The sequence below is a fragment of the Comamonas fluminis genome (assembly GCF_019186805.1).
Lineage (GTDB): Bacteria > Pseudomonadota > Gammaproteobacteria > Burkholderiales > Burkholderiaceae_C > Comamonas > Comamonas fluminis.
Window position 1 is genome coordinate 1,209,765 of sequence record NZ_CP066783.1, and the last position, 26,758, is coordinate 1,236,522.

Below are 26,758 nucleotides of genomic sequence, written 5' to 3' on the forward strand. Positions count from 1 at the left end.
GTTTGGGCCGGAAAACTCAGCCGCCAGCGGTGGCGATGCAACTGCTGTCACTCGAGGGCTTGCATGCCCTGATGCGTCCAGTGCGGGCGACGATGACCAGTCGAGTTTGTTCACCGCTGCTTGCGGCGGCAACGTCATTGCGCTGTATGGTCAATGCGAGATTGGCGGGGCCGGTTGCAATCCCTGAGACGACGACAGTGCGAGCATATCCGGCGCTATCAAAACTGATGTATGGACTTGAGCTTGCCGCATTGCCATTGGCACTGACAGAGATAAAGCTGGCAACAGCGGGCTGTGTCTGCACAAGTGTGTCGACACCTTCGGTATAGGCGTTGTCAGCGTTCATATCGACATAGACATTCCAGCCACTGCTCCAGGTCGTGCCATTGGCTGGAACCACAAAGGCGCTTCGACCTGTCTTCATGGCTTCGCCTCGCGCAGCATTGATGGAGCCGACTAGCTTGTTGGCGAGGCTGGTTAGCTCAGAATTACGCTGAAAAGCCGTAAAGCTGGGGGTGGCAATTGAGAGCAGTACAGCAAGTACCGCAATGACCACCATCAACTCGATCAGCGTGAAGCCTTTGGAGAAAGCGCTTTGATTACTCATGGCCAGCACAGCCTTGGGTTGGTGCCAGATGCGGTTCCGGTACAGCTCTTGACCCCTGTGCTGGTCATCTCCAGGTTGCCTGCTTTCGGATCTGCGCCGATGGGAGTGGCAGTCACGCGCACGCAATTCGCAATGGAGAGCGTGCTCCCGCTGGTAGAGCCTGCACAGGTGCTTGCGGAAAGCAGGTGACTAGCATTGCTGATGTTCTCGCCTGCAAAAGTCTTAAATGGTACGTTTGAAGCTGTCACACCTCCGCAGGCTGTCGCTGGCGAGGGAGTAGATGCTGACGCAACACCTGCACTGTTTGTCGTAAACCCGAGATAGCAATTGCGCTGCGTCATATAGCGCTCCTCTTGCTGCAAAAGCTCGATCAGGGCGGAGCGAGCCTGGGCTCGCTTTCCTTTCAAAACCGACTCTGTATATGAAGGGTAGGCAATGGCAGCAATGATGCCGATGATGGCAACCACAATCATCAATTCCAGCAAGGTGAAACCAGAGATTTTTGGATTTTTATGGGTATTGATATTCATGGTGCATTCTTCATATCTTGGTAACTTTGAATCTGACGCCAGCTAAGGCGTCCAATGGCTTCAGAAATCTGAATAGATTGACCGCTAGAGGTGATTCCTGACTGACCAACACTCAATCCGCGTTTGGTAGTGATGCGGGTTCGTCTGCCTGTGCTGTCGCTTTGTGAAACCTGGGTTTCCGCTGAATTCGCGAAGAACACTGGTGGCCCTTGAATCCCGACCGTGGATTGAACATACTGCGCAGTACCAGTGCTGGCATTGAAAATATATGCATTGCTACTACCTTGATTGGCCGCACAACTGTCAGCTGTTGCACCAGATGAGCCCGGAATGACAGTGTTGAATGAGCCATTCAGAAGCTCAAGGTCAACAATGTTGCCAATAAGCTTTTCGCCAGAAGCAGGAAAATCAAAGTACCAGCCTGAACGTTTTGAAGTATCTGTAGCAGAAGAGGCTCTACCCCATTTGAAAGCAGGGACAGTAATAGTTTTTTTGGAGGTATCTACCGTTGCTTGCACAAGTCTGCTTCTTCCTGCAATAGCCCCATCTGTTGCTGTTGATGTGTCTATTGCAGTGGAATTGTTATCAAATATAACGTAAAAACTATTCGTTGTTGTGGAGATGTTGTCTGATGGTTCAATATACTTTCCCGTCCCAAATGAGACGTAAAAAGTCTCAACACCAGAAACCAGTGGCCCTGTGAATAGGGTTGGTGCAGCAGTAATGGCTTGGGCCTTGGGTGTCGTGCTGCCATCGCGAGCAATATATAGTGGTGCTGCTGATGTAGATGTGCCACTTCCGCGTCGGATGTCGGAAAGGTTGTTTAAGTCCCAAGCAGTTGTTGCCTTGTTTTGAAAGCGAAGCTTCCACAAATTTCCATAAAAATCACCAGCATAGATATCCGTAACCTCTCCTTGGCTCCCGTACAGTGCAGAGAAATTGGCAACACCAGTTGCTATTGTCGGTTTTAAATTTGAATCTGCTGGTAGTGAGACTTTAAAATAGTTCGTCCCTAATGCCCATGCGGAGCCTAGAGCTTTATCAAGTGCCAACAAGAAGATTGCTGGGTTTCCAGTGCTGCTGAATGGACCATTGGCTGATTCTGGAACATAATTATTCACACCGCTACCAACCACCACAAACCAGCGGTATGTGGAAGTTGCAGCGTCGCCGCTGGTTTTGAATTTCAAAATTTGTGGTTTACCAATAATTTGACCAAGGTCTGCGTCATCAGATCGTGTGAATTCCCACATCACATTACTGGCTGAGAAACTCGCTGGGTTACTAACATCCAAGGCGAAAATACCAGAACCACCACCACCAGTGCCTCCGGTCAAGACAGTTTTCCAATCAGAGGCAGTGCCGTTGTTGGCTACTTGAGCCTCTCCAATTGTCAACGGCCCATCTACATAATTTTTATGGTTGTTGATGAAGCTGGTGTCTGTTAATGCTGCAAGTTTGGAGCCCAACCAGCTTGGGATATATGCAAATAGTTCATTGCCGTTATTAGCGTTGAATGAATGCAGCATGCCATCATTCGCTCCAACAAAGACACTTGGGGTACGATTTTTATATTGATCGTTAAAAGCGGTATAAGCAGTTCCTGTGAATGCTCCAGTAGCAGCTCCTGAATAAACAACATTTGAATTTACAATATCACCAAGTAAGCTGCTGCGCACCCGGAATGGATTACCTTCGAGAGATCGGTCACCACGAATGTAATTTAAGCGTTGCTGTCCTCTTGTATCTCCGGTTGCCGTGGGATTTAACTTTCCTAAGTCAGACTTCAATTGCGTGCTGATGGCATCCCATGTAAAGTTGGTAGCGGCTGGATTGGAGGCCGAACCAGTAGAGCCAACAACAATATTTCTATTGGAGGCAGGTGATGTCATTACATTGAGTTGAGCAGATGCACTCCATAAAGGAGCAGATGTTGTCAGTGCATTGCTGGTGTCTGTGCTGACAGGAATGGCCTGAACATCACCACTCCAGTTGCTGGTGTCAAATTTCGCAGAATAAAGAACTGCTCCTGTGGTGCTTGAAATAACGCTGGATGATGTTGAAACACCTGCAATGCTATTCGCTGCAGTGGCCGCTCGGCTAAAAATTTCATCAAAGGCACTCAATACACCTCGCGCCTTGCTTTGGAGATAATAGGTTGATGCCTCGCCTGGATCAGTCAACTTTTGCCAAACATTATTGTTGTTTATTGCATCTTGTTGTTTAAATGGATTGCCCCATGTATTATAGGGGCGTCTGCTCTGATTGGATGGATCGCTTTCAAAGCCTCCATATTTTGAAGCCATGAAAAACTGATTTTTTGTTTTTCGATATGTATCATCATTAGATGATCCATTCTCATTCACGTCAAAGAGATAGGTTTTTACGCGAAGGCCTGGGCGTTTTTTTGTTCCGACATCTACTGTCCAGTCGACTCCTCGAATATCATGAGTATGTGCCCAATAGGCATATCCCATAATTTGGCTGGTTTGAGTGCTTGAAGGAACATTGTTGTTGGCCGCATTTGGGTTGCTGCTGGATCGAGTTACCCCCTGTCCATCCAAATAGTTCGTGGAAATACCTTTTTCAAAATTTTGAACGAGGCTGTGCCATGTTCTGAAGTCAGGGACATTGCCAGATTTGTTGTCAGTCGTGGGAATATTTCTCCAGTTTCCATCATGAGTATTGACATCGCCAATAACGACAATATTGCTTTTGAGGCAAGAGTAGTCGGATGTGTCACTTCTGGTTCCGCCATATGGGTCTTCCCATGTTGTATACACTGGGAAACCATCCTTTAAGACATCAGTTAAGCCGCTAATGGCATCATTGGTGGGTGGAAGTCCTTGCAAATAGCGAAGATTTTGGTAATACATTTCTCCAACAGGATCATAATATTTATATCTGCCAGGAGTGGGGCCTGTTCTTCCAAATTTATTAAGATAGTTAATGACGCCGCTTATTTGCATAGAGTCATTTTCTGGGTTGTCAATAAAAACACCTGTATTGGAATTCCACTCGGCTTTAGGGTTGCCACCAGTCGGTGTATTATCTTGACCATTTTCGTTGTAGGTTTTTGTTCCTACATATTTCATTGGTGCTCTGAGTACGCCACCATAACGTCCATTATTGTAGCTGGCAGTTTGATCCATCAAATACCCAAAGGCAGCTAGGCGTAGTTGATCGCTATATTTTTGAATTACGCCTGTTGGTTTATAATTTCCATTCGGGTATTGGCGGCAAAGATTGTAATCTCTATTGTCTTGAAGGACTCCATTGGTCGAATTGCATACTTGAACTCTGGAATAGAAGTAGCCATCGCTATTGAGTGTATTTGGGGCTGAAGATGAGGTCGGTTGCCATAAGCCAGAATAGCTTCTTACATAACATCTTTTGAGGGTGCCAGAGGCAGGGTCTGAAATCCCTCCTTTAGGGGACCCGGCGCCAGAATAGTAGCAGTCAATGCCGCCGTTGGCTGGCAATACTGTCCAACGTGTGTCGGTGCCATACCAAACTTCTTTTGTTCCCGTGAAGTAATAAGTATCATTTTCTACACCCAGTTCAAGCATATTGCTTGGAAGATTTCCGCTGAATGAAACTTGCGGTCCTTTTTGTATGTTCGACAGACTTGGTCCACCAAGCGTATAGTCGAATATTTGATTGCAGGTACCAGAGGAGCTGTTGCCTGCTTTGAAATAAATTCTATTTAATGTGTTGCCAACAAAAATGCTATTGGTGCCTGCTGCTGTTCTCATTGCAGTAGGGACGGCTCCAAAATAATCCCCGTTGTTTCTCAGAAGTTGTTTGGCTGGGAAATTGCCGGTATTCCACATGCATACGGGGTCTCCATTAGGGATAACTGCACGTTGTAAAATAGTTAGAGTCGGGCTATCAATGTAGCGGTCGCCTCCTGACAGTGCCAGTCGAAGCATATCAATCGCTGAACTGCTGGACCAGTTTAAAAAATTACCACTGAAGGCGTTTTCGCATTTGCGCGATGTTGCTGGCCCAGTTCTGTCAAATCGTTTGTAATCTGCTAGTGTTTTGCCCGTGGCCACTGTTTCGCTGGGGTTGTTGTTATAGCTATAGCAGCTTTCTGCATCATAGTAGCCGAGATACTCATCAGTGTTACTGTAATTGTTGACAGCATCATTGGATCCTCTTGAGACATATTGCGCACCAACTGTTGGGTATTCAACCGATAATGCTAATGCCATGGCTGGCTTGTCGATAGTGGCTGCTGCATATAGCGGCTCATTTGCTAGTGCAACTGCAGGAATATTCGGTGGGGAAGCTTGACCGTATACTAAGAGGGCGATGGCTGCAATGGGCAGCACAGCTGTACAGGCTAGCCATGTACTTAATTTTTTTGGGGCCAAAGTTTTCCCATTAGTAATTTTTTTTATATGCTCTTGCTTTAGGCTAAATAAATTAAATATTTTCATGATATTAATTAATTTCGATAAAGCATTTGTACAACTGCCTGGGTTTGAGGGTTGGGGCCAAATCCCATTGCTGTAACGCGGTATATATATTTTGGGTTTTCGGATGGGTTGCGAGTTCTGGGGCTGCTACCAGGATCTAAGATGGCTTCAATCACATATCTTGGAGATCTTGCGGGTTGTGTGCCTGCGCCACCCGCAGGAAATGCTCGTCCTGTATAGGTTCCAAAAGCCGTAGTTGATGCACTATTGCTTGTGTCTGTGAAATCAACAGTTAACCAAGCTGGCTTTCCAGACAAATTGAGTGCGCATAGACCAATGGATGTGGAACTGTTGCCACAATTTTGGATAAATTTATTTATATCGGTTTTTCCAATGGTAAATATTGAGTTTCTCTTGTTGGTTGAGCTTGCCGGCATCCCTTCTATATCAAATTCTGCATCAACCAGGGCAGCTTCTCCAGCTTGCCAAGCAATTTGATAATCTCTGTCATTTCTGGCGCTTTTTTCAGCCATCATGGATATTTGTATTGCGCTTACGCCGAGAATTGAGGCAATGACAAGTATGAGTAGAACAACAATAAGTGAGGCTCCCTGTTGATAGGAGCTTTTATTTAAATGGATCGAAAAATCACAATATTTCATGACTACAGATCTCCCTGGTAATTGCGCAGGTGGATCGTGAAAGTGACGACTTGACGCAGGCGGCCGTCTACTGTTGGGGTGAAGGTCGTACCGGGATCTGAGGTGGAAGCAAATGCGCTGCCAATTGCTGCGGTAGCGGCAGATTTGGCGGCTCCCAGCGGGTAAAAAGTTTGGCTGCTTTTATCAATGGCCGTACCAACTGAAGAGCGGAGCACCATGCCTATACGGATGCTGCGCACCCGTTGCCAGTTGGCATAAGTGGCGGGATCGTTGCCATTGACTGTAATCTGATCGGCCCTCAAGTAGCGCTCAGGAACGGAGTCGGCGGTGCTCGCTGCGATAGGAACGGTTGTGTTTCCAGGGGCGATTCCGTCAACGCCATAAAGCACCTGAAAATTTTCAACGCCTTGAATCAGCGGCTGTGTGTCATAAGGTGCGGTGCCTGTTGCCGATCGGGAGCACATGAGCGAAGGCTCGCCATCAGATCCGACACCCACATGCAAAATACTGACCATGCGATCGTCGCGACTGGAGGGGGGGGCGGTGGAGCCGATTCCCATGCAGTCAATCATGGTTCCGTCCGAAGAAGTGGAGTTGTCTGATGTCGTGTTGGTTTGGTAGCGCAGTACCAGAATGTCGCTGCCGTAGCCCACAGAGTTTGCAGTGCGAGTCGTGCCTGCATCCCATGTGCTCGCGCTGGTTCGTGATGCATTGTTCAGGCCAAACACATTGGGGGCGGATACGGAAATGCCATCTACATTTGAGCTCTGCTGTGTTGCGGCATATTGCAAGCTTTTGAATCCCACCTGAACACCGACACGCTGCAAGGTGTCCTGGGCAAAGCGGGCGTTGTCGCGTAGCTGGGCAGCTGCATCTACATTGGTGAAGCCTTGTCTGGCAACAAACAATGCTCCTGCTGCCGCGATGGCGATCAGCAAGGCGATGACCATGGCGACCAAGAGTTCCACCATGGTCAAGCCGCCTTGCCTGAAGGCAGAGAGGGAGGGGCGGTATGCTTTGTTCACTGGCTGTTCCCGCTGGTGACCGGAAGAATGAGCCCGGGTCGTGAACTGGTATCGGTGGTCTGCTCCAGGGCATTGGCGCCGGTCAGGGTTTTATTGGTGCTGGCCTGTGTCCATCCGATCTTGATGTAAATAATTTCGTTGGCCCCTGTGGGGGTGCAGTTCCACTGAGGAAGGCCATCGCTGGTAAAAGGCGTTGCATCCAGGCAGACAGAGACGCGGGCGCTTGGCAGGGTGGCGTCGACACGAGCAAGCCAGTCCGTCATTTGGGCTGACGCGATGTCAATCGTCGATGAGCATCCCGTGCTGGCGTTGCTGACGCTGAGGCAGTAGGAGGGCGAACTGAGATTGAGGCTACCTGTTGCAAATGTGCCCAGATAAGGGTTTGCTGCAGCAGTGGGTTTGACGGCGATTTGTCGATTGCCGCGCATCATCTCCGCCAGTTCTCTGGCAAGCGATGTGGCCTCGCTTTGCAGGCGAGCTTCGCGGTTGGATTGCAGAGCGAAGGCTTGCATGCCAACCATCCCAAGTAGGCCGAACGAAAAAACAATAATGGCGACCAAGACCTCAATCAGAGTGAAGCCTTGGCTGCTTGCTCTTTGAATGGAGCGAGGAGGCGTTGGCCGTCTTGTTGGCGAGGGTTTCAGCATGTGAACATGCTAATGAGCCTGGCTTTATAGAGGCTACCGCTGAGTGCCTGGATTCAACCGTTTAGCCAGATTGAGTCTGGAGTTACCGCCTGCTACTCGGTTGCCTTTGCGTATACCCCGCACAAGCCCCGGAGTTCGGTCTACCTTGGCACTCTCTGTACAGCCTGCGGTCACGCTCCGCAGTCGATTCGTCTGAACTGCTGCGGATGTTCTGAATTTTGACTCTGCCGCTATGTGCTTTGCGTGCGGCCAAGCTGTCTGTTGCCAGCGTCAAGACCAGTAGCGATGTGGCCAGAGTGGCCCACAGGCGTGGGGTGAGGTGAGCTTTCTGGTGAGTCATGGCAGGTCCTTGGTGAAGGAGTGGCAGTCCATTGCACAGCCTGTGCTTGGGGTTGGCAATATGGGTTTGCGTGTGCTCTGACTTGGGGAGTGGCGGGGAAATAGGCTCTTGTTATAATCGACAGGTTTTGCATGGTGCAAGACGCACGCTGAGGCCTTTCCAGTCTTGGCGCAAGTAACCAAGGTGCTCCTTGCTGAGTGCCAAATCCTAAGGAAAACAAAATGATCGCTGCCGATAAGAAGGCTGAAGTTGTCAAGGCCAATGCTCGTTCCGAAAACGACACTGGTAGCCCCGAAGTGCAAGTGGCTCTGCTGACAGCTCGCATCAACGAACTGACTCCCCACTTCAAGGCTAACGCCAAGGACCACCACGGTCGTCGCGGTCTGCTGCGTATGGTGAGCCGTCGCCGCAAGCTGCTGGACTACCTGAAGTCCAAGGACGCTGAGCGTTACACCGCACTGATCGCTAAGCTGGGCCTGCGTAAGTAAGCACGGTGAAAGATCGAAACGCCTGAGTTAGATTGCCTAGCTCAGGCGTTTTTTACTTCGGAGTTCGCAAAACAGAGCGAAGCTGTGTCATTCCAATGCTGTCCAAGCTGCAGCAATATTGATAGCGCCTAGCGCAGCACTGGAATGGCATCGTGTTCTGTTTGCACTCCAAATCAAGGCTGGATGTGCGCATCCAGCTATTCATAAAGGAGTCTCTATGACCATGTTCAATAAAGTTACCAAGACTTTCCAATGGGGTCAGCACACTGTGACCATGGAAACTGGCGAAATCGCTCGCCAGGCTTCCGGTGCCGTGCTGGTCAATATCGACGACACCGTGGTGCTGGCCACTGTGGTGGGCTCCAAGATCGCCAAGGCTGGGCAGGACTTCTTCCCGCTGACGGTTGACTACATCGAGAAGACATACGCCGCAGGCAAGATCCCCGGCAGCTTCTTTAAGCGTGAAGCCAAGCCTTCGGAGCTGGAAACCCTGACCTCGCGTCTGATCGACCGCCCCATCCGTCCTCTGTTCCCCGAAGGCTTCTTCAACGACGTGCACGTGGTCATCCACACCATCTCGTTGAACCCTGAAGTGGACGCCGACATCGCCGCCATGATCGCCACTTCGGCGGCTCTGGCTGTGTCCGGCCTGCCTTTCAATGGCCCCATCGGTGCAGCCCGCGTGGGTTACATCAACGGCGAATATGTGCTGAACCCCGGTCAGACTCAGCGCAAGGATTCGCAGATGGATCTGGTCGTTGCTGGTACCGAATCCGCCGTGCTGATGGTGGAATCCGAAGCCCTGCAACTGCCTGAAGAAGTGATGCTGGGCGCTGTGGTGTTCGGCCACGAGCAAGGTCAAATTGCCATCAACGCCATCCACGACCTGGTGCGTGAAGGCGGCAAGCCCGCATGGGACTGGACTGCGCCTGCCAAGGACGAAGCCCTGATTGCCAAGGTGACCGAGTTGGGCGAAGCCAAGCTGCGCGCCGCCTACCAAGAGCGCAACAAGCAAGTGCGTACGCTGGCTTGCCGCATGGCCTACGCCGACGTGAAGGCCGCTCTGACCGAGCAAGGCGTGGCGTTTGACGGCGTCAAGGTCGAAGGCATGCTGTTCGACATCGAAGCTCGTATCGTGCGTTCGCAGATCCTGGCTGGTGAGCCCCGTATTGATGGCCGCGACACCCGCACCGTGCGTCCTATCGAAATCCGTTCTTCCGTGCTGCCCCGCACTCACGGCTCGGCGCTGTTCACCCGTGGCGAGACTCAGGCTCTGGTGATCTCCACTCTGGGCACCGAGCGCGATGCACAGAAGATCGACGCACTGGCTGGTGAATACGAAGACCGCTTCCTGTTCCACTACAACATGCCTCCCTTTGCGACCGGTGAAGTGGGCCGCATGGGCTCGACCAAGCGCCGCGAAATCGGCCACGGTCGTCTGGCCAAGCGCGCTCTGGTGGCTTGCCTGCCTTCCAAGGAAGAGTTCCCCTACACCATCCGCGTGGTGTCGGAAATCACGGAATCCAACGGCTCCTCGTCCATGGCTTCGGTCTGCGGCGGCTGCCTGTCCATGATGGACGCTGGCGTGCCCATGAAGGCGCACGTGGCCGGTATCGCCATGGGCCTGATCAAGGAAGAGAACAAGTTTGCCGTGCTGACCGACATCCTGGGTGACGAAGATCACCTGGGTGATATGGACTTCAAGGTGGCTGGTACCACCAACGGTATTACTGCTCTGCAGATGGACATCAAGATCCAGGGCATTACCAAGGAAATCATGCAAGTGGCGCTGGCTCAGGCCAAGGAAGCCCGCATGCACATCCTGGGCAAGATGCAGGAAGCCATGGGCGAAGCCAAGGCCGAAATTTCGTCCTTCGCGCCCAAGCTCTACACCATGAAGATCAACCCCGAGAAGATCCGTGACGTGATCGGCAAGGGCGGCGCCACCATCCGTGCGCTGACCGAAGAAACCGGCACCCAGATCAACATCGAGGAAGACGGCACCATCACCATCGCCGCCACCGACGGCGCCAAGGCCGAAGCAGCCAAGCTGCGCATCGAGCAGATCACTGCCGAAGTCGAAATCGGCAAGATCTACGAAGGCCCGATCGTCAAGATTCTGGACTTCGGTGCTCTGGTGAACCTGCTGCCCGGCAAGGACGGTCTGCTGCACATCAGCCAGATCGCTCACGAGCGCGTGGAAAAGGTCACCGACTACCTGCAAGAAGGCCAAGTGGTCAAGGTCAAGGTTCTGGAAACCGACGACAAGGGTCGCGTCAAGCTGTCCATGAAGGCGCTGACCGAGCGTCCCGCCGGCATGCCCGAGCGTGAGCCTCGCGAACCCCGTGGTGATCGCGAATACCGCGAACGCGCTCCTCGCCAGAACCGCGAGCCTCGTGAAAACCGCGAGCCCCGCGAGAACCGTGCTGCGGCCGACGAGCAACAACAACAGCAACAGCAGTAATGCCTGAGCGCAAGCCTGCCATCGTGCAGGCTTGCGCTTTGTGTATTTCAGGTTCTGTGTGACTCTTGTTTTGATAGCTGATAGCGTTTATTAAATAAGCGTTAGAGCATGATTTCATTGATAAAGCAAAGCCCGGATATGGAACACAACACAATGCGAGCGGTGGAAATCACCAGCTATGGCGCGCCTGACGTGCTGCGCATGGGTGAGCGTCCCATGCCTGTGGCAGGTGAGGGCGAGGTGCTGATTCGCGTTGCTGCGAGCGGTATCAATCGCCCTGACGTGCTGCAGCGCAAAGGCCACTACGCGCCACCTGCTGGAGCTTCGGATCTGCCGGGGCTGGAAGTGGCTGGCGTCATCATCGCTGGCGATGAGGCGGCCATGGCGCTGGCGGGTTTCAAGCTCGGTGACCGTGTCTGCGCGCTGGTGGCGGGCGGTGGCTACGCGCAGTATTGCGTGGCGCCTGTGCCGCAATGCCTGCCTGTGCCAGCTGGCTTTACCGATGTGCAGGCGGCGGCCTTGCCTGAGACCTTTTTCACGGTCTGGAGCAATGTGTTTGATCGTGGTGCCTTGCAGCCCGGTGAAACCTTGCTGGTGCAAGGCGGCAGCAGCGGTATCGGTGTCACGGCCATCCAATTGGCCAAGGCCTGGGGCGCGCAAGTCATTGTGACGGCTGGCAGCGATGCCAAGTGCGACGACTGTCTCAAGCTCGGTGCCGATCACGCCATCAACTACAAGACGCAGGATTTCGCTGCAGAAGTGCAGCGCATCACCAACGGCGAAGGTGTCAATGTCATTTTGGACATGGTCGCTGGCAGCTACGTGGCGCGTGAAGTGCAGTCTCTGGCGCCAGATGGCCGACTGGTCATCATCGCCGTGCAAGGTGGTGTCAAGTCAGAGTTTGACGCGGGCCTTGTGCTGCGCAAACGCCTGACCATTACAGGTTCTACGCTGCGTCCGCGTCCCGTGGCCTTCAAGGCTGCGATTGCGCAGGCGCTCAAGCGCAATGTCTGGCCCATGCTGGAATCCGGCAAGGTGCGCCCAGCCATTTATCGTGAATTCGATGCTGCTGACGCCGCGCAGGCTCATGCGCTGATGGAGTCCAGCCAGCACACCGGAAAAATCGTTTTGACTTGGGAAACATGAAGCAAAAACTCATTGTCGGCAACTGGAAGATGAACGGCAGCCTGGCTGCCAATGCGGCATTGCTGCAGGCCATCAAGCAGGGTCTGCCTGCGGACAACAAGGCGGGCGTAGCCGTGGCTGCACCTGCGGTGTATCTGGCTCAAGTCCAGGCGGAACTTGCGGGTTCTGCTATCGGTGTGGGAGCGCAAGATCTGTCTCAGCATGAGCAGGGTGCATTCACTGGCGAGATTTCGGCCACCATGCTCAAGGAGTTTGGTGTGCGCTATGCGCTGGTCGGTCACTCCGAGCGTCGCCAGTATCACGGCGAAACCGATGCTGTGGTGGCTGCCAAGGCGCAGGCTGCATTGTCCAAGGGCATCACACCCATCGTTTGCGTGGGCGAGACTCTGGCAGAGCGTGAAGCCGGTCAGACTGAAGCCGTGGTCAAGCGCCAGCTGGCCGCTGTGATTCAGCAAGTCGGCCAGTGCGTGAGCGAACTGGTTGTGGCCTATGAACCCGTCTGGGCCATTGGTACCGGCAAGACGGCAACGCCAGAGCAGGCTCAGCAAGTTCATGCCGTGCTGCGCGCCCAGCTGGCTGCGGCGACGGAAAAGGCGGATCGCGTGCCTTTGCTCTACGGCGGCAGCATGAATGCAGCCAATGCCGAGCAACTGCTGGCCCAGGCTGACATTGATGGCGGCCTGATTGGTGGTGCTGCGCTCAAGGCCCCTGATTTCCTCACCATTATTGCGGCAGCGCAATAATTCGTTTGCGCCGCACCTGGTGTGCGGCGCACCCTGATTACGATTACTAGGTTTTGATATGAACGTCTTATCCAGCGTCATTCTTGCGGTCCAGATGCTGGCCGCACTGGGCATGATTGGCCTGATCCTGATTCAGCACGGCAAGGGTGCTGACATGGGTGCCTCTTTTGGTGGTGGCTCCTCGGGCAGCCTGTTCGGTGCCTCGGGCAGCGCCAACTTCCTGTCGCGCACCACTGCGGTGCTGGCCAGCGTGTTCTTTGTGGCCACTCTGGCTCTGGCATACCTGAGCAATTCTCGCCCTGTCACCTCTGGCAGCGTGCTGGAAGGTGCTCCTGTGTCTGCGCCCGCTCCTGCGCAAAGCATTCCAGCTACAGGTGCGCCTGCTGCGGCGACTGGTGATGTACCAGCACCTGCTACGCAAGTGCCTGCAGCAGGTGCTGAAGGTGCCGCACAGATCCCGACAAAATAATTTATGAAAATGCTTGAAGAACTCCGAGTGATGGGGTTTTTCAAGCTAGAATCTAGGGATTGTCTGGGGATCAAAATCTTTGCAATGAAGGTTTCTGGGGTTGCCGGACAATTGAGACGAAGCCGTCGTGGTGGAATTGGTAGACACGCTATCTTGAGGGGGTAGTGGCGAAAGCTGTGCGAGTTCGAGTCTCGCCGACGGCACCAACATATAACTAGAAACCTGCCCTGCTGATCAGGCAGTGATCGGTGAGGCATGTTTTCAATAACAAGGCCCACTCGATGAACATCGATCAGTACCTTCCCGTTCTCTTGTTCATTCTCATTGGCATGGCTGTGGGCGTTGTTCCACTGGCTCTCGGCTACGTGCTGGGTCCCAATCGGCCAGATGCTGCCAAGAATTCCCCCTACGAATGCGGTTTCGAAGCGTTTGAAGACGCTCGGATGAAGTTTGACGTGCGCTACTACCTGGTGGCCATTCTCTTCATTCTGTTTGATCTGGAAATCGCATTCCTGCTGCCCTGGGCTGTCGCACTCAAAGAAGTCGGCGGTGCGGGTTTTGTTGCTGTCCTGATCTTCCTGGCCATTCTGGTCGTGGGCTTTGCCTACGAGTGGAAAAAAGGCGCCCTGGACTGGGAATAAGCAGCTTCTTTGAGGAAACACGATGATCGAAGGCGTGATGAAGGAAGGCTTTGTCACCACCAGTTATGACACGGTGGTGAACTGGGCCAAGACAGGGTCGATCTGGCCCATGACATTTGGCCTGGCCTGCTGTGCGGTGGAGATGATGCACGCAGCGGCTGCACGTTATGACATCGGTCGCTTCGGCTCCGAAGTGTTCCGTGCCAGCCCCCGCCACTCGGACCTGATGATTGTTGCCGGTACGCTGTGCAACAAGATGGCTCCTGCGATGCGCAAGGTTTACGACCAGATGTCGGAACCCCGCTGGGTGATTTCGATGGGCTCCTGCGCCAACGGCGGCGGCTACTACCACTACAGCTACTCTGTGGTGCGTGGTTGTGACCGCATCGTTCCGGTGGACGTCTATGTGCCTGGTTGCCCCCCGACAGCGGAAGCGCTGATCTACGGCATCATCCAGCTGCAGCAGAAGATCCGTCGTACCCATACCATCGCTCGCGTTTAAAGGGTCGAGATGACTGCAATTGCTATTCACCCCGAAAAGCTTCGGGATGTGGTGTCTGCTGCGCTGGGCGAAAAGGCTCGCAGCGTTACCCTGGCCTATGGCGAGGTGACGGTGGAAGTGTCTGCTGACAAGTATCTGGAAGCCATGCAGACGCTGCGCAATGCGCCGGACTGCAAGTTCGAGATGCTGGTGGACCTGTGCGGTGTGGACTACTCCGACTACGCAGAAGTGGGCACTGAAGGCCCGCGTTTTGCCGTTGTGTCGCACCTGATGTCTCTGACGCTGAACCAGCGCCTGCGTGTGCGCGTGTTCTGCCCGGATGACGATCTGCCTGTGGTCGCTTCGATCAACGAAATCTGGAATGCAGCCAACTGGTTCGAGCGCGAAGCGTTTGACCTTTTTGGTATTGTGTTCGACGGACATGAAGACCTGCGCCGCATCCTGACGGACTATGGCTTCATCGGTCACCCCTTCCGCAAGGACTTCCCCGTGTCCGGCTATGTGGAAATGCGCTATGACGCCGAGCAGCAACGTGTGGTGTACCAGCCTGTCACGATCGAGCCGCGTGAAATCACGCCGCGCATCATTCGTGAAGAAAACTATGGCGGAGGCCTGCACTAAGTCGCGCGAGCGCCTTTGACGGAAGACCATGGCTGAAATCAAAAACTATTCCCTGAACTTTGGTCCGCAGCACCCGGCCGCGCACGGTGTGCTGCGTCTGGTGCTGGAGCTCGACGGTGAAGTGGTGCAGCGCGCTGACCCACACATCGGCCTGCTGCACCGCGCCACTGAAAAGCTGGCCGAAAGCAAGACCTACATCCAGTCGCTGCCCTATATGGACCGCCTGGATTACTGCTCGATGATGTGCAACGAGCACGCCTACTGCCTGGCCATCGAAAAGCTGATGGGCATCGAAGTGCCTATTCGCGCGCAGTACATCCGTGTGATGTTCTCCGAAATCACCCGCATCATGAATCACCTGATGTGGCTGGGTTCTTCGGGCAACGACGCGGGTAGCTCCACCATCCTGATCTACACCTTCCGTGAGCGTGAAGCGCTGATGGACATGTACGAAGCAGTGTCTGGTGCACGTATGCACGCGGCTTACTTCCGTCCAGGCGGTGTCTATCGCGATCTGCCTGACAGCATGCCTCAGTACAAGGCCAGCAAGGTGCGCAATCAGCGCTCCATGGAGGCTATGAACGAAGACCGCAAGGGCTCGCTGCTGGACTTCATCGAAGCCTTCACACAGCGCTTCCCAAAGTGCGCCGACGAATACGAAACCCTGCTGACCGATAACCGTATCTGGAAGCAGCGTAACGTCGGTATCGGCGTGGTGACTGCGGAGCGTGCTATCAATCTGGGATTGACTGGCCCTATGCTGCGTGGCTCCGGTCTGGCCTGGGATATGCGCAAGACGCAGCCCTACGAAGTCTATGACAAGCTGGACTTCGACATTCCAGTGGGCAAGACGGGTGACTGCTACGACCGCTATCTGGTGCGCGTGGCAGAAATGCGTGAGTCCAACAAGATCATCAAGCAATGCGTGGACTGGCTGCGTGCCAACCCCGGCCCGGTGATCACGGATAACCACAAGGTTGCGCCTGCTCACCGCGAAGCCATGAAGTCCAACATGGAAGAGCTGATTCACCACTTCAAGCTCTTTACTGAAGGTTTCAAGGTTCCCGAAGGCGAAGCCTATGCTTCCGTCGAACACCCCAAGGGCGAGTTCGGCATTTACCTGATCAGCGATGGTGCCAACAAGCCCTATCGTCTGAAGATTCGTCCACCAGGATTCGTGCACCTGGCCGCTCTTGATGAAATGAGCCGTGGTCACATGCTGGCTGACGCCGTGATGGTGCTCAGTACCCTGGACATCGTGTTTGGAGACGTTGACCGATGATTACCGAAGCGACCAGAGAGCGCTTTGCGCGTGAGGTGGCCAAGTATCCGGCTGAACAGAAACAGTCTGCCGTTATGGCCTGCCTGTCCATCGTGCAGCAGGAGCAGGGCTGGGTGAGCCAGGAGAGCGAGGCTGTGATTGCCGAAGTTCTGGGCATGCCCGAGATTGCGGTGCATGAAGTCACCACTTTCTACAACATGTACAACCAGCAGCCTGTTGGCAAGTACAAGCTGAACGTCTGCACCAATCTGCCATGCCAGCTGCGTGACGGCTACAAGGCTTTGCACCATCTGGAGCACAAGCTGGGCATCAAGATGGGCGAGACCACCAAGGATGGCCTGTTCACACTGCAGCAGTCCGAGTGTCTGGGCGCCTGCGCCGACTCTCCCGTGATGCTGGTGAATGACCGTTGCATGTGCAGCTTCATGAGCAATGAAAAGCTCGACGAGCTGGTGGACGGCCTGCGCGCAGCGGAGGGCAAGGCATGAGCGATACCATGAACGCCGCAGCGCATTCGGTACTGAACAAGTTCGCCTCTCAAGGTGTTGAGACTTGCTTTCATGATCGCCATATCGAGCCGCAGATTTATGCAGGCCTGAACGGCAGCAACTGGTCCATCAAGGACTACGAAGCGCGTGGCGGCTACGAAGCCCTGAAGAAGCTTCTAGGTAAGGATGGCGGCGAAGGTCTGACGCAAGACCAGGTCATTGCCACCATGAAGGAATCCGGTCTGCGTGGCCGTGGCGGCGCGGGCTTTCCTACGGGTCTGAAGTGGAGCTTCATGCCCCGCAATTTCCCCGGTCAGAAGCATCTGGTCTGCAATTCGGACGAGGGCGAGCCAGGTACGTGCAAGGATCGTGACATCCTGATGTTCAACCCCCACATCGTCATCGAAGGCATGATCATTGCCGCGTATGCGATGGGTATTTCGGTGGGTTACAACTATATCCACGGTGAAATCTTCCAGGTTTATGAGCGCTTCGAAGCCGCTCTGGAAGAAGCCCGTGCAGCCGGTTATCTGGGCGACAACATCCTGGGCAGCAGCTTCAGCTTCCAGCTGCATGCGCACCACGGCTTTGGTGCCTATATCTGCGGCGAAGAAACTGCTCTGCTGGAATCGCTGGAAGGCAAGAAGGGCCAGCCCCGCTTCAAGCCACCATTCCCTGCCAGCTTTGGTCTGTACGGCAAGCCTACAACCATCAACAACACCGAAACTTTCGCGGCTGTGCCTTGGATCATCCGTAACGGTGGTCAGGCCTACCTCGAATGCGGCAAGCCTAACAACGGCGGCACCAAGATCTTCTCGGTCAGCGGTGACGTGAACAAGCCCGGCAACTACGAAGTTCCCATGGGCACGCCTTTCAGCAAGCTGCTGGAGCTGGCGGGCGGTGTGCGCACCGGCCGTAAACTCAAGGCTGTGATCCCTGGTGGCTCGTCCTCGCCCGTGCTGCCCGCTGACATCATCATGGACTGCACGATGGACTATGACTCCATCTCCAAGGCCGGCTCCATGCTGGGTTCGGGCGCAGTGATCGTGATGGACGATTCGCGTGACATGGTCGAGTGCCTGCTGCGTCTGTCGTACTTCTATTCGCACGAGTCCTGCGGTCAGTGCACGCCTTGCCGTGAAGGCACAGGCTGGCTGTGGCGCGTGGTGAACCGTATCCAGCACGGCCACGGCCGTCCGGAAGATATCGAGCTGTTGGACTCGGTATCCGTAAACATCATGGGGCGCACTATCTGCGCGCTGGGCGATGCGGCAGCCATGCCGGTTCGCGCCATGATCAAGCACTTCCGCCACGAGTTTGAAGCGAAGATCCAGAACGCTTCCAAGCAGGCCGCATAAGCGCCTGATCGCGAGACAAGCATATGGTTGAAATTGAACTGGACGGAAAAAAGGTAGAGGTGAAGGAAGGCAGCATGGTCATGCATGCAGCCGAACAAGCCGGCTCCTACATTCCTCACTTCTGCTACCACAAGAAGCTATCCATTGCGGCTAACTGCCGCATGTGCCTTGTGGATGTTGAAAAGGCTCCCAAGCCCATGCCTGCCTGCGCCACGCCCGTGACGCAAGGCATGATCGTGCGCACCAAGAGCGAAAAGGCCATCAAGGCGCAACAGTCGGTGATGGAGTTCTTGCTCATCAATCACCCACTGGACTGCCCGATCTGCGACCAGGGCGGCGAATGCCAGCTCCAGGACTTGGCAGTCGGCTATGGCGGCAGCTCTTCGCGTTACGAAGAAGAAAAGCGCGTGGTGTTCCACAAGAATGTGGGTCCGCTGATTTCCATGGAGGAAATGAGCCGCTGTATTCACTGCACCCGTTGCGTGCGCTTTGGCCAGGAAGTGGCCGGCATCATGGAACTGGGCATGATTCACCGCGGTGAGCATTCCGAAATCACCACGGTGGCAGGCGATACCGTTGACTCCGAGCTGTCGGGCAACATGATCGACATCTGCCCCGTGGGTGCACTGACCAGCAAGCCTTTCCGCTACAGCGCCCGTACCTGGGAGCTGTCGCGCCGCAAGTCGGTCTCTCCGCATGACTCCACGGGTGCCAACCTTGTGGTTCAGGTCAAGAACCACAAGGTCATGCGTGTTGTGCCCTTCGAAAACGAAGAAGTCAACGAGTGCTGGATTGCCGACCGTGACCGTTTCTCCTATGAAGCGCTGAACAGCGACGAACGCCTCACCAAGCCCATGCTCAAGCAGGGCGGCGTGTGGAAGGAAGTGGACTGGCAGACGGCTCTGGAATATGTGGCCAACGGCCTGCAGCAGATCAAGAACGACCATGGCGCCAGCGCCATCGGTGCTCTGGTCAGCCCTCACAGCACGGTGGAAGAGCTGTATCTGGCTGGCAAGCTGGTGCGCGGCGTAGGTAGCGAGAACATCGACTACCGTCTGCGCAACGCGGATTTCACCGCTGCACAAGGCGTGCAGTGGCTGGGTCTGCCTATCGCTGCACTGAGCCAGTTGCAGTCCGCTCTGATCGTGGGCTCCAACCTGCGCAAGGACCATCCGCTGTTCGCTCAGCGAATTCGTCAGGCTGCCAAGGCAGGCTGCAAGGTCTTCTCCATCAACGAACGCGTGTACGACTGGGCTCTGCCCGTCAACGCTTCCGTGGTGGCTGCTGGTGACTGGGCACAGGCTCTGGCCGATGTGGCCGCGGCTGTGGCCGAAGCCAAGGGCGTTGCAGCTCCTGTGGCTGGTCAGGTGCACGACGAAGCCAAGGCGATTGCTGCCGCGCTGCTGGCGGGTGAGCAAAAGGCCGTGCTGCTGGGTAACGCTGCGGCGCACCACGCTCAGGCATCGGCTCTGTTGGCTGTGGCCAACTGGATTGCTGAGCAGACCGGTGCTTCTGTGGGTTATCTGACCGAAGCCGCCAACACCGTGGGCGCGCAATGGGTCAAGGCTCAGCCTGCTGGCAATGGTCTGAACGCTGCTCAGATGATTGATGGTGGCCTGAAGGCTGTCATCCTGCTGAACAACGAACCCGAGTTTGACAGCGCTGCTGGCAAGGCTGCGATCGCTGGTCTGAACAAGGCCGAGATGATCGTCACGGTGAGCCCGTTCAAGGCGAACATGGAATTCAGCGATGTGCTGCTGCCCATCGCTCCGTTCACCGAAACATCGGGCAGCTTTGTCAACGCCGAAGGCCGTGTGCAGAGCTTCCATGCAGTGGTCAAGCCTCTGGCAGATACCCGTCCTGCATGGAAGGTGCTGCGTGTGCTGGCCAACCTGATGGGTGTTCATGGTGTGGACTACGAGACATCGCAAGATGTGCTGGCTGCTGCTACGAATGGCGCCACTCAAGTGCCTGCCAATGTGCTGAACAACACGGCCAAGGCCGTGAGCGCTGTGGCTGCTGGCAATGTGGCTGCTCCCGTGGTCGCCAGCATCTACCAGCTCGACAGCATTGTGCGCCGCGCAACGTCGCTGCAATTGACGGCTGACGCTCGTCAGGTTCGTGAGGGAGGCGCCGCATGATCGACGCATTGAAAGCTTGGGGCCTCGGACTGTCCGCAGCCCCCTTCTGGACCGACGTGGCCTGGCCCGTCATCTGGATTCTGCTGGGCATCATCGCCATCGTGGCGCCGCTGATGGGCGCGGTGGCTTACCTCACACTGTGGGAACGTAAGCTGCTGGGCTTCATGCAAATCCGTTTGGGCCCCAACCGCGTGGGTCCATCGGGTCTGCTGCAGCCTCTGGCTGACGGCCTGAAGCTGCTGACCAAGGAACTGATTCAGCCCACGGCTGCTGCCAAGGGTCTGTTCTATGTCGGTCCCGTCATGGCCATCATGCCTGCGCTGGCTGCCTGGGTGGTGATTCCTTTCGCCCCTGATGTGGCTCTGGCCAACGTGAACGCGGGTCTGCTGCTGATGATGGCCATCACTTCGATCGAAGTGTATGGCGTGATCATTGCGGGCTGGGCATCGAACTCCAAGTACGCCTTCCTGGGCGCGCTGCGTGCTTCGGCTCAGATGGTGAGCTACGAAATCGCTCTGGGCTTCTGTTTCCTGGTGGTCATCATGGTGACCGGTAGCATGAACCTGACCGAGATCGTGCTGAGCCAAGGCAAGGGCCAGTTCGCATCCATGGGTGTGAGCCTGCTGTCCTGGAACTGGCTGCCTCTGCTGCCCATCTTCGTTGTCTACCTGATCTCGGTGGTTGCTGAAACCAACCGTCACCCGTTTGACGTGGTGGAAGGCGAAGCGGAAATCGTGGCGGGTCACATGGTCGAGTACTCGGGCATGGGTTTCGCGGTCTTCTTCCTGGCCGAATACGCCAGCATGTGGCTGGTCTCCATCCTGGCGGTGATCATGTTCCTGGGCGGCTGGTTGCCTCCTGTGGACTTCCTGGGCTTCATCCCGGGCTGGATCTGGCTGGCGATCAAGACCTTCCTGGTCGTGTCGTGCTTCATCTGGATTCGCGCCACATTCCCTCGCTTCCGTTATGACCAGATCATGCGTCTGGGCTGGAAGATCTTCATTCCCGTCACCCTGGTGTGGCTGGTGGTTGTGGGTGCTTGGCTGTACTCGCCCTGGAACATCTGGAAATAAGCGGAGTACGTATGTCTGCAGTAGCTGCAACACCTTTCTCCTTCAAGGATTTCCTCAAGAGCTTCATGCTCTGGGAACTGGCCAAGGGCATGGCCCTGACTGGTCGCTACACCTTCCGTCGCAAGATCACGGTGCAGTTCCCCGAGGAAAAAACACCTCAGTCGCCACGCTTCCGTGGTCTGCACGCCCTGCGTCGTTATGAAAACGGCGAAGAGCGCTGCATTGCCTGCAAGCTGTGCGAAGCCGTGTGCCCTGCCATGGCCATCACCATCGAGTCCGATGTGCGCGATGACGGTTCACGCCGTACCACGCGTTACGACATCGACCTGACCAAGTGCATCTTCTGCGGTTTCTGCGAAGAAAGCTGCCCGGTCGATTCGATCGTTGAGACGCACATCTTCGAATACCACGGCGAAAAGCGCGGTGACCTCTACTTCACCAAGGACATGCTCCTGGCAGTGGGTGACCGTTATGAAGCCGAGATTGCTGCCAACAAGGCGGCCGACGCCAAGTACCGCTGAAGCGGCTCCTTGATCACTTAAAAAAGATTCGATCCATGGACGCCAAAACTGGTTTTTTCTATCTGTTCTCGGCTGTGCTGCTGTTCGCAGCCTTCCGAGTTGTCACGGCTCGCAACCCTGTGCACGCCGTGCTCAATCTGATTCTGGCCTTCTCGCAGGCAGCGGCCATCTGGCTGCTGCTGAAGGCTGAATTCCTGGGCATTGCCCTGGTGCTGGTCTATCTGGGCGCTGTGATGGTGCTGTTCCTGTTCGTGGTGATGATGCTCGATATCCGTATCGATGATGTACGCCGCGGCTTCTGGAAGCACTTTCCGTTTGCAGCCCTGATCGGTGTGCTGATTGCCTTTGAAATGGGTATGGTGCTGATGGGCGGTTTCGGCGACGTTGAAGACGTCAAGGCCGCAGGCTCCACCATCGTCAATGCTGCAGGTCAGACTGTTCCTTACTCGAACACTCAGGCGCTGGGCAAGCTGCTGTACACGCAGTACCTGTACCCTGTGGAAATTGCAGCCGTGATTCTGCTGGTGGCCATGATTGCCGCGATTGCCCTGACGCTGCGCAAGCGCAAGGACAGCAAGGCCATGAACCCTGCCGATCAAATTCGTGTGCGCGCTTCTGACCGTATCAAGCTGGTCAAGGTGGAGACAACCAAGCCTGCACAAAAACCTGACGCCGAAGTCACGGCGCCTGCAGTGGAGACAAAAGCATGACACTGACTTTGGGCCACTTCCTGACGCTGGGTGCCATGCTGTTTGCACTCTCCGTGGTTGGCATCTTTCTGAACCGCAAGAACCTGATCGTCTTGCTCATGGCCATCGAGCTGATGCTCTTGGCCGTGAACATGAACTTTGTCGCGTTTTCCAGCTATCTGGGCGACATGCACGGCCAGGTGTTCGTGTTTTTCATCCTGACAGTGGCGGCTGCTGAGTCGGCCATCGGTCTGGCGATCTTGGTGCTGCTGTTCCGTAACAAGACAAGCATCGATGCGGAAGATCTCAACACCCTCAAGGGTTGAGTCCGCCGTAACTTGCAAGGTTCTCAAGAAATGAGTCAAACCCTTTCTGCATCCATGCTGCTTGCGGTGCCACTGGCCCCGCTGGTCGGCTCCGCACTTGCGGGTATCTGGGGCACGGCCTTTGGTGGCAACAAGATTGGTCGCACCGGCAGCAGCTCCCTGACGATTCTGGGCGTGCTCGTAGCCTTCGTTCTGTCGGCTCTCACGTTCCAGGCTGTCGTATTCGACGGCGCAAAGTTCAACGAAACCATCTACACATGGATGGTTGTCGGTGGCCTGAAGATGGAAATCGGTTTCCTGATCGACTCCATTACAGCCATGATGATGTGTGTGGTGACCTTTGTGTCGCTGATGGTTCACATCTACACCATGGGTTATATGGAAGAAGATGACGGCTACAACCGTTTCTTCTCGTATATCTCGCTGTTCACCTTCTCCATGTTGATGCTTGTGATGAGCAACAACCTGCTGCAGCTGTTCTTCGGCTGGGAAGCTGTGGGCCTGGTGTCTTACCTGCTGATTGGTTTCTACTTCAAGAAACCCACGGCCATTTTTGCCAACATGAAGGCCTTCCTGGTCAATCGTGTGGGTGACTTTGGCTTCATCCTGGGTATTGGCCTGATCGCTGCCTACACCGGCACGCTGAACTACTCTGAAATCTTTGCCAAGTTGCCAGAGATTCAGAACACTCAGCTGCCCGGCACAGGCTGGATGCTGGTCACTGTCACTGCCATTTGCCTGTTCATCGGTGCAATGGGCAAGTCGGCCCAGTTCCCTCTGCATGCATGGCTGCCAGACTCCATGGAAGGCCCCACACCTATCTCCGCACTGATTCACGCGGCGACCATGGTGACGGCTGGTATCTTCATGGTGTCCCGCATGTCTCCTTTGTATGAGCTGTCGGACACTGCGCTGAACTTCATCCTGGTGATCGGCTCCATCACAGCCCTGTTCATGGGTATCCTGGGCATCATCCAGAACGACATCAAGCGCGTGATCGCGTACTCCACGCTGTCGCAGCTGGGTTACATGACCATTGCTCTGGGCGTGTCGGCTTACTCCGTGTCCGTGTTCCACCTGATGACGCACGCTTTCTTCAAGGCGCTGCTGTTCCTCGGAGCGGGTTCCGTCATCATGGGTATGCACCACAACCAGGACATCCGCTGGATGGGCGGTGTGCGCAAGTACATGCCTATCACTTGGATCACCTTCCTGCTGGGTAATCTGGCGTTGATCGGTACACCGTTCTTCTCCGGCTTCTACTCCAAGGACGCCATCATTGAAGCGGTGCACGCTTCCAACCTGCCTGCTGCTGGCTTTGCCAACTTCGCAGTGCTGGCTGGCGTGTTCATCACTGCGTTCTACTCGTTCCGCCTGTACTTCATCGTGTTCCACGGTAAAGAGCGCTACGACCAGAACCCCGATGCCCACCATGACGACCACCACGCTCACGACGACCACGGCCATGGCCACGATGCCAAGCCCCATGAGTCGCCTCTGGTGGTGACTGGTCCTCTGATGCTGCTGGCCATTCCTTCCGTGGTGATCGGTGCGATTGCACTGATGCCCATGTTGTTTGGCGACTTCTTCAAGGGCGTGATCTACGTCGATGGTTCCAAGCACGGCGCTATGGCTGAACTGGCTGAACAGATTCACGGCTGGATCCCCATGGCACTGCACGGCTTTACGGCTGCGCCTTTCTGGCTGGCTCTGGCGGGTGTGGTGGTGTCCTATGTGTTCTACATGGTCAAGCCCGAGATTCCTGCTGCCATCATGGCTTTCTCCAAGAAGATTGGTCTGTACCAGGTTCTGGAAGGCAAGTACGGCGTGGACTGGGTGTATGAAAACATCTTCGCTCGCGGTGCCCGTGCTTTCGGTACCTTCTTCTGGAAGGTCGGCGATCAGGCCATCATCGATGGCGCTGTGGTCAATGGCTCCTGGAAGCTGATGGCCAAGCTCGGTCAGTGGATTCGCGGCCTGCAAACAGGCTATCTCTATCACTACGCGTTGGTCATGCTGCTGGGTATCGTTGCCCTCATGACGTACTTCGTGTGGCTCAACAAGTAGTAGGGGAAGAACAAAAATGGGTTTGTTGAGTCTTTCTATCTGGGTGCCGATTGCGTTCGGTGCCCTCCTGCTGGTCTTCAGCAAAGAAGGGCAAGCCAATGCAGTGCGCTGGCTGGCCCTGATTGGTGCGCTGATCGGCCTGGCGGTGACCATTCCTCTGGTCACCGGCTTTGACACCACGACTGCCAACATGCAGTTTGTGGAGAACATGCTCTGGATCGAGCGCTTCAACATCCACTACCACCTCGGTGTGGATGGCATCTCCATGTGGTTTGTGCCTCTGACAGCCTTTATCACGGTCATCGTGGTGATCGCATCGTGGGCCAACATCACCGAGCGCGTGAACCAGTACATGGGCGCCTTCCTGATCCTCTCGGGTCTAATGATTGGCGTGTTCTCTGCACTGGACGGCATGCTGTTCTACGTGTTCTTCGAAGCCACGCTGATTCCGATGTATTTGATCATCGGTATCTGGGGCGGCCCGAACCGTATTTACGCAGCCTTCAAGTTCTTCCTGTACACCCTGATGGGCTCACTGCTCACGCTGGTTGCCCTGATCTATCTGTACACCCAGTCGGGTGGCAGCTTCGAGATCCTGGACTGGCACAAGCTGCCCCTGTCCGGCACCGCACAGACACTGATCTTCTTTGCTTTCTTCGCGGCTTTTGCCGTGAAGGTCCCAATGTTCCCCGTGCACACCTGGCTGCCAGACGTTCACGTGGAAGCGCCTACCGGTGGTTCCGCCGTGCTGGCTGCCATCATGCTGAAGCTGGGTGCTTACGGTTTCCTGCGCTTCTCGCTGCCTATCGCTCCTGATGCAGCCCATGAGTGGTCCGGCCTGATGATCACCCTGTCCCTGATCGCTGTGATCTACGTGGGCGTGGTGGCTCTGGTTCAGCGCGACATGAAAAAACTGGTGGCTTACTCGTCCGTGGCTCACATGGGCTTTGTGACTCTGGGCTTCTTCATGTTCAACAACCTGGGCATCTCCGGTGGCCTGGTTCAGATGATTGCCCACGGCTTTGTGTCCGGCGCCATGTTCCTGTGCATTGGCGTGCTGTACGACCGCGTTCACTCGCGTGAAATCGCAGCTTACGGCGGTGTGGTCAACACCATGCCCAAGTTTGCGGCCTTTGCTCTGTTGTTTGCCATGGCTAACTGCGGTCTGCCTGCAACGGCTGGCTTCGTGGGTGAGTGGATGGTGATCCTGGGTGCTGTGCAGTACAACTTCTGGATCGGTGTGGGCGCTGCTACGGCTCTGATCTTTGGTGCCGCCTACACGCTGTGGATGTACAAGCGCGTTTACCTGGGCCCTGTGGGCAATGACCACGTGGCCGAGCTCAAGGACATCAACTGCCGTGAGTTCCTGGTGCTGGGCGTGCTGGCAGTGGCCGTGATGGTCATGGGCCTGTATCCCAAGCCCTTCACAGATGTGATGGACGTGTCTGTGGCTGAGCTCATCAAGCATGTGGCTGTGAGCAAGCTCAACTGACCCGACTGAAAC

The 26,758-nt window shown here is 55.2% G+C and carries 24 protein-coding genes and 1 tRNA gene; 19 read left to right on the forward strand and 6 right to left on the reverse strand.

Features of this window, described 5'->3' with window-relative positions:
* Positions 1-16: 16 nt before the first annotated feature.
* The 6 genes from JDW18_RS05875 to pilV are packed head-to-tail and all read right to left on the reverse strand — an operon-like array spanning position 17 to position 7,895.
* Positions 17-607, reverse strand: a complete 591-nt coding sequence (locus JDW18_RS05875) for a GspH/FimT family pseudopilin (protein WP_218242766.1) — start codon at positions 605-607, stop codon at positions 17-19.
* Complete coding sequence (locus tag JDW18_RS05880; RefSeq protein ID WP_218242767.1) at positions 604-1,137, reverse strand: type IV pilin protein; 534 nt, start codon at positions 1,135-1,137, stop codon at positions 604-606. The genes JDW18_RS05875 and JDW18_RS05880 overlap by 4 nt, the downstream gene beginning before the upstream one ends.
* Complete coding sequence (locus tag JDW18_RS05885) at positions 1,134-5,582, reverse strand: pilus assembly protein (protein ID WP_218242768.1); 4,449 nt, start codon at positions 5,580-5,582, stop codon at positions 1,134-1,136. Before JDW18_RS05885 ends, JDW18_RS05880 begins: the two co-directional genes overlap by 4 nt.
* Before the next feature lie 8 nt (positions 5,583-5,590).
* On the reverse strand, positions 5,591-6,223 hold the full coding sequence (locus tag JDW18_RS05890; RefSeq protein ID WP_218242769.1) for a pilus assembly PilX family protein: 633 nt from the start codon (positions 6,221-6,223) through the stop codon (positions 5,591-5,593).
* 2 nt (positions 6,224-6,225) lie between these two features.
* Positions 6,226-7,194: a PilW family protein gene (locus JDW18_RS05895; protein ID WP_218242770.1), complete on the reverse strand. Its 969-nt coding sequence runs from the start codon at positions 7,192-7,194 to the stop codon at positions 6,226-6,228.
* A gap of 50 nt (positions 7,195-7,244) precedes the next feature.
* A complete protein-coding gene (gene pilV / locus JDW18_RS05900; protein WP_218242771.1) occupies positions 7,245-7,895 on the reverse strand; it encodes a type IV pilus modification protein PilV in 651 nt (216 codons plus the stop codon).
* 561 nt (positions 7,896-8,456) lie between these two features.
* Here pilV and rpsO point away from each other — a divergent pair.
* The 19 genes from rpsO to JDW18_RS05995 all read left to right on the forward strand — a co-directional run bounded on the left by rpsO (position 8,457) and on the right by JDW18_RS05995 (position 26,746).
* Positions 8,457-8,723 carry a 30S ribosomal protein S15 gene (gene rpsO / locus JDW18_RS05905; protein ID WP_158390216.1) on the forward strand — a complete coding sequence of 89 codons (267 nt, stop codon included), beginning with the start codon at positions 8,457-8,459 and terminating at the stop codon, positions 8,721-8,723.
* Positions 8,724-8,940: 217 nt separating this feature from the next.
* On the forward strand, positions 8,941-11,187 hold the full coding sequence (gene pnp / locus JDW18_RS05910; RefSeq protein WP_218242772.1) for a polyribonucleotide nucleotidyltransferase: 2,247 nt from the start codon (positions 8,941-8,943) through the stop codon (positions 11,185-11,187).
* 138 nt (positions 11,188-11,325) lie between these two features.
* Positions 11,326-12,333, forward strand: a complete 1,008-nt coding sequence (locus JDW18_RS05915) for an NAD(P)H-quinone oxidoreductase (protein ID WP_246610292.1) — start codon at positions 11,326-11,328, stop codon at positions 12,331-12,333.
* The gene (tpiA, locus tag JDW18_RS05920) at positions 12,330-13,076 is read left to right on the forward strand and encodes a triose-phosphate isomerase (RefSeq protein WP_218242773.1); all 747 of its coding nucleotides are present in this window, start codon (positions 12,330-12,332) and stop codon (positions 13,074-13,076) included. The genes JDW18_RS05915 and tpiA overlap by 4 nt, the downstream gene beginning before the upstream one ends.
* A gap of 58 nt (positions 13,077-13,134) precedes the next feature.
* A complete protein-coding gene (secG, locus tag JDW18_RS05925) occupies positions 13,135-13,545 on the forward strand; it encodes a preprotein translocase subunit SecG (protein ID WP_218242774.1) in 411 nt (136 codons plus the stop codon).
* A 121-nt stretch (positions 13,546-13,666) separates the two neighbouring features.
* Positions 13,667-13,751, forward strand: a tRNA-Leu gene (locus JDW18_RS05930).
* 75 nt (positions 13,752-13,826) lie between these two features.
* Positions 13,827-14,186 carry an NADH-quinone oxidoreductase subunit A gene (locus tag JDW18_RS05935; RefSeq protein WP_218242775.1) on the forward strand — a complete coding sequence of 120 codons (360 nt, stop codon included), beginning with the start codon at positions 13,827-13,829 and terminating at the stop codon, positions 14,184-14,186.
* Between the two features lie 22 nt (positions 14,187-14,208).
* Positions 14,209-14,688, forward strand: a complete 480-nt coding sequence (locus JDW18_RS05940; RefSeq protein WP_003057832.1) for a NuoB/complex I 20 kDa subunit family protein — start codon at positions 14,209-14,211, stop codon at positions 14,686-14,688.
* A gap of 9 nt (positions 14,689-14,697) precedes the next feature.
* Positions 14,698-15,309, forward strand: a complete 612-nt coding sequence (locus tag JDW18_RS05945) for an NADH-quinone oxidoreductase subunit C (protein WP_218242776.1) — start codon at positions 14,698-14,700, stop codon at positions 15,307-15,309.
* A 28-nt stretch (positions 15,310-15,337) separates the two neighbouring features.
* Complete coding sequence (locus JDW18_RS05950; protein WP_218242777.1) at positions 15,338-16,591, forward strand: NADH-quinone oxidoreductase subunit D; 1,254 nt, start codon at positions 15,338-15,340, stop codon at positions 16,589-16,591.
* Positions 16,588-17,079, forward strand: coding sequence for an NADH-quinone oxidoreductase subunit NuoE (nuoE, locus tag JDW18_RS05955; RefSeq protein ID WP_158384361.1), 492 nt, complete (start codon positions 16,588-16,590; stop codon positions 17,077-17,079). The genes JDW18_RS05950 and nuoE overlap by 4 nt, the downstream gene beginning before the upstream one ends.
* Positions 17,080-17,087: 8 nt before the next feature.
* The gene (nuoF, locus tag JDW18_RS05960; RefSeq protein WP_425514795.1) at positions 17,088-18,437 is read left to right on the forward strand and encodes an NADH-quinone oxidoreductase subunit NuoF; all 1,350 of its coding nucleotides are present in this window, start codon (positions 17,088-17,090) and stop codon (positions 18,435-18,437) included.
* Between the two features lie 23 nt (positions 18,438-18,460).
* A complete protein-coding gene (gene nuoG, locus JDW18_RS05965) occupies positions 18,461-20,578 on the forward strand; it encodes an NADH-quinone oxidoreductase subunit NuoG (RefSeq protein ID WP_218242779.1) in 2,118 nt (705 codons plus the stop codon).
* Positions 20,575-21,651 (forward strand): NADH-quinone oxidoreductase subunit NuoH, encoded by a 1,077-nt coding sequence (gene nuoH, locus JDW18_RS05970; protein WP_218242780.1) that lies wholly within the window; start codon positions 20,575-20,577, stop codon positions 21,649-21,651. Before nuoG ends, nuoH begins: the two co-directional genes overlap by 4 nt.
* Positions 21,652-21,662: 11 nt before the next feature.
* A complete protein-coding gene (nuoI, locus tag JDW18_RS05975; RefSeq protein ID WP_003057824.1) occupies positions 21,663-22,172 on the forward strand; it encodes an NADH-quinone oxidoreductase subunit NuoI in 510 nt (169 codons plus the stop codon).
* 35 nt (positions 22,173-22,207) lie between these two features.
* Positions 22,208-22,882: an NADH-quinone oxidoreductase subunit J gene (locus tag JDW18_RS05980; protein ID WP_218242781.1), complete on the forward strand. Its 675-nt coding sequence runs from the start codon at positions 22,208-22,210 to the stop codon at positions 22,880-22,882.
* Complete coding sequence (gene nuoK, locus JDW18_RS05985) at positions 22,879-23,187, forward strand: NADH-quinone oxidoreductase subunit NuoK (RefSeq protein ID WP_218242782.1); 309 nt, start codon at positions 22,879-22,881, stop codon at positions 23,185-23,187. Before JDW18_RS05980 ends, nuoK begins: the two co-directional genes overlap by 4 nt.
* Positions 23,188-23,217: 30 nt before the next feature.
* Positions 23,218-25,254 carry an NADH-quinone oxidoreductase subunit L gene (gene nuoL, locus JDW18_RS05990; RefSeq protein ID WP_218242783.1) on the forward strand — a complete coding sequence of 679 codons (2,037 nt, stop codon included), beginning with the start codon at positions 23,218-23,220 and terminating at the stop codon, positions 25,252-25,254.
* Positions 25,255-25,270: 16 nt separating this feature from the next.
* Positions 25,271-26,746, forward strand: coding sequence for an NADH-quinone oxidoreductase subunit M (locus tag JDW18_RS05995; RefSeq protein WP_218242784.1), 1,476 nt, complete (start codon positions 25,271-25,273; stop codon positions 26,744-26,746).
* Positions 26,747-26,758 lie beyond the last annotated feature (12 nt).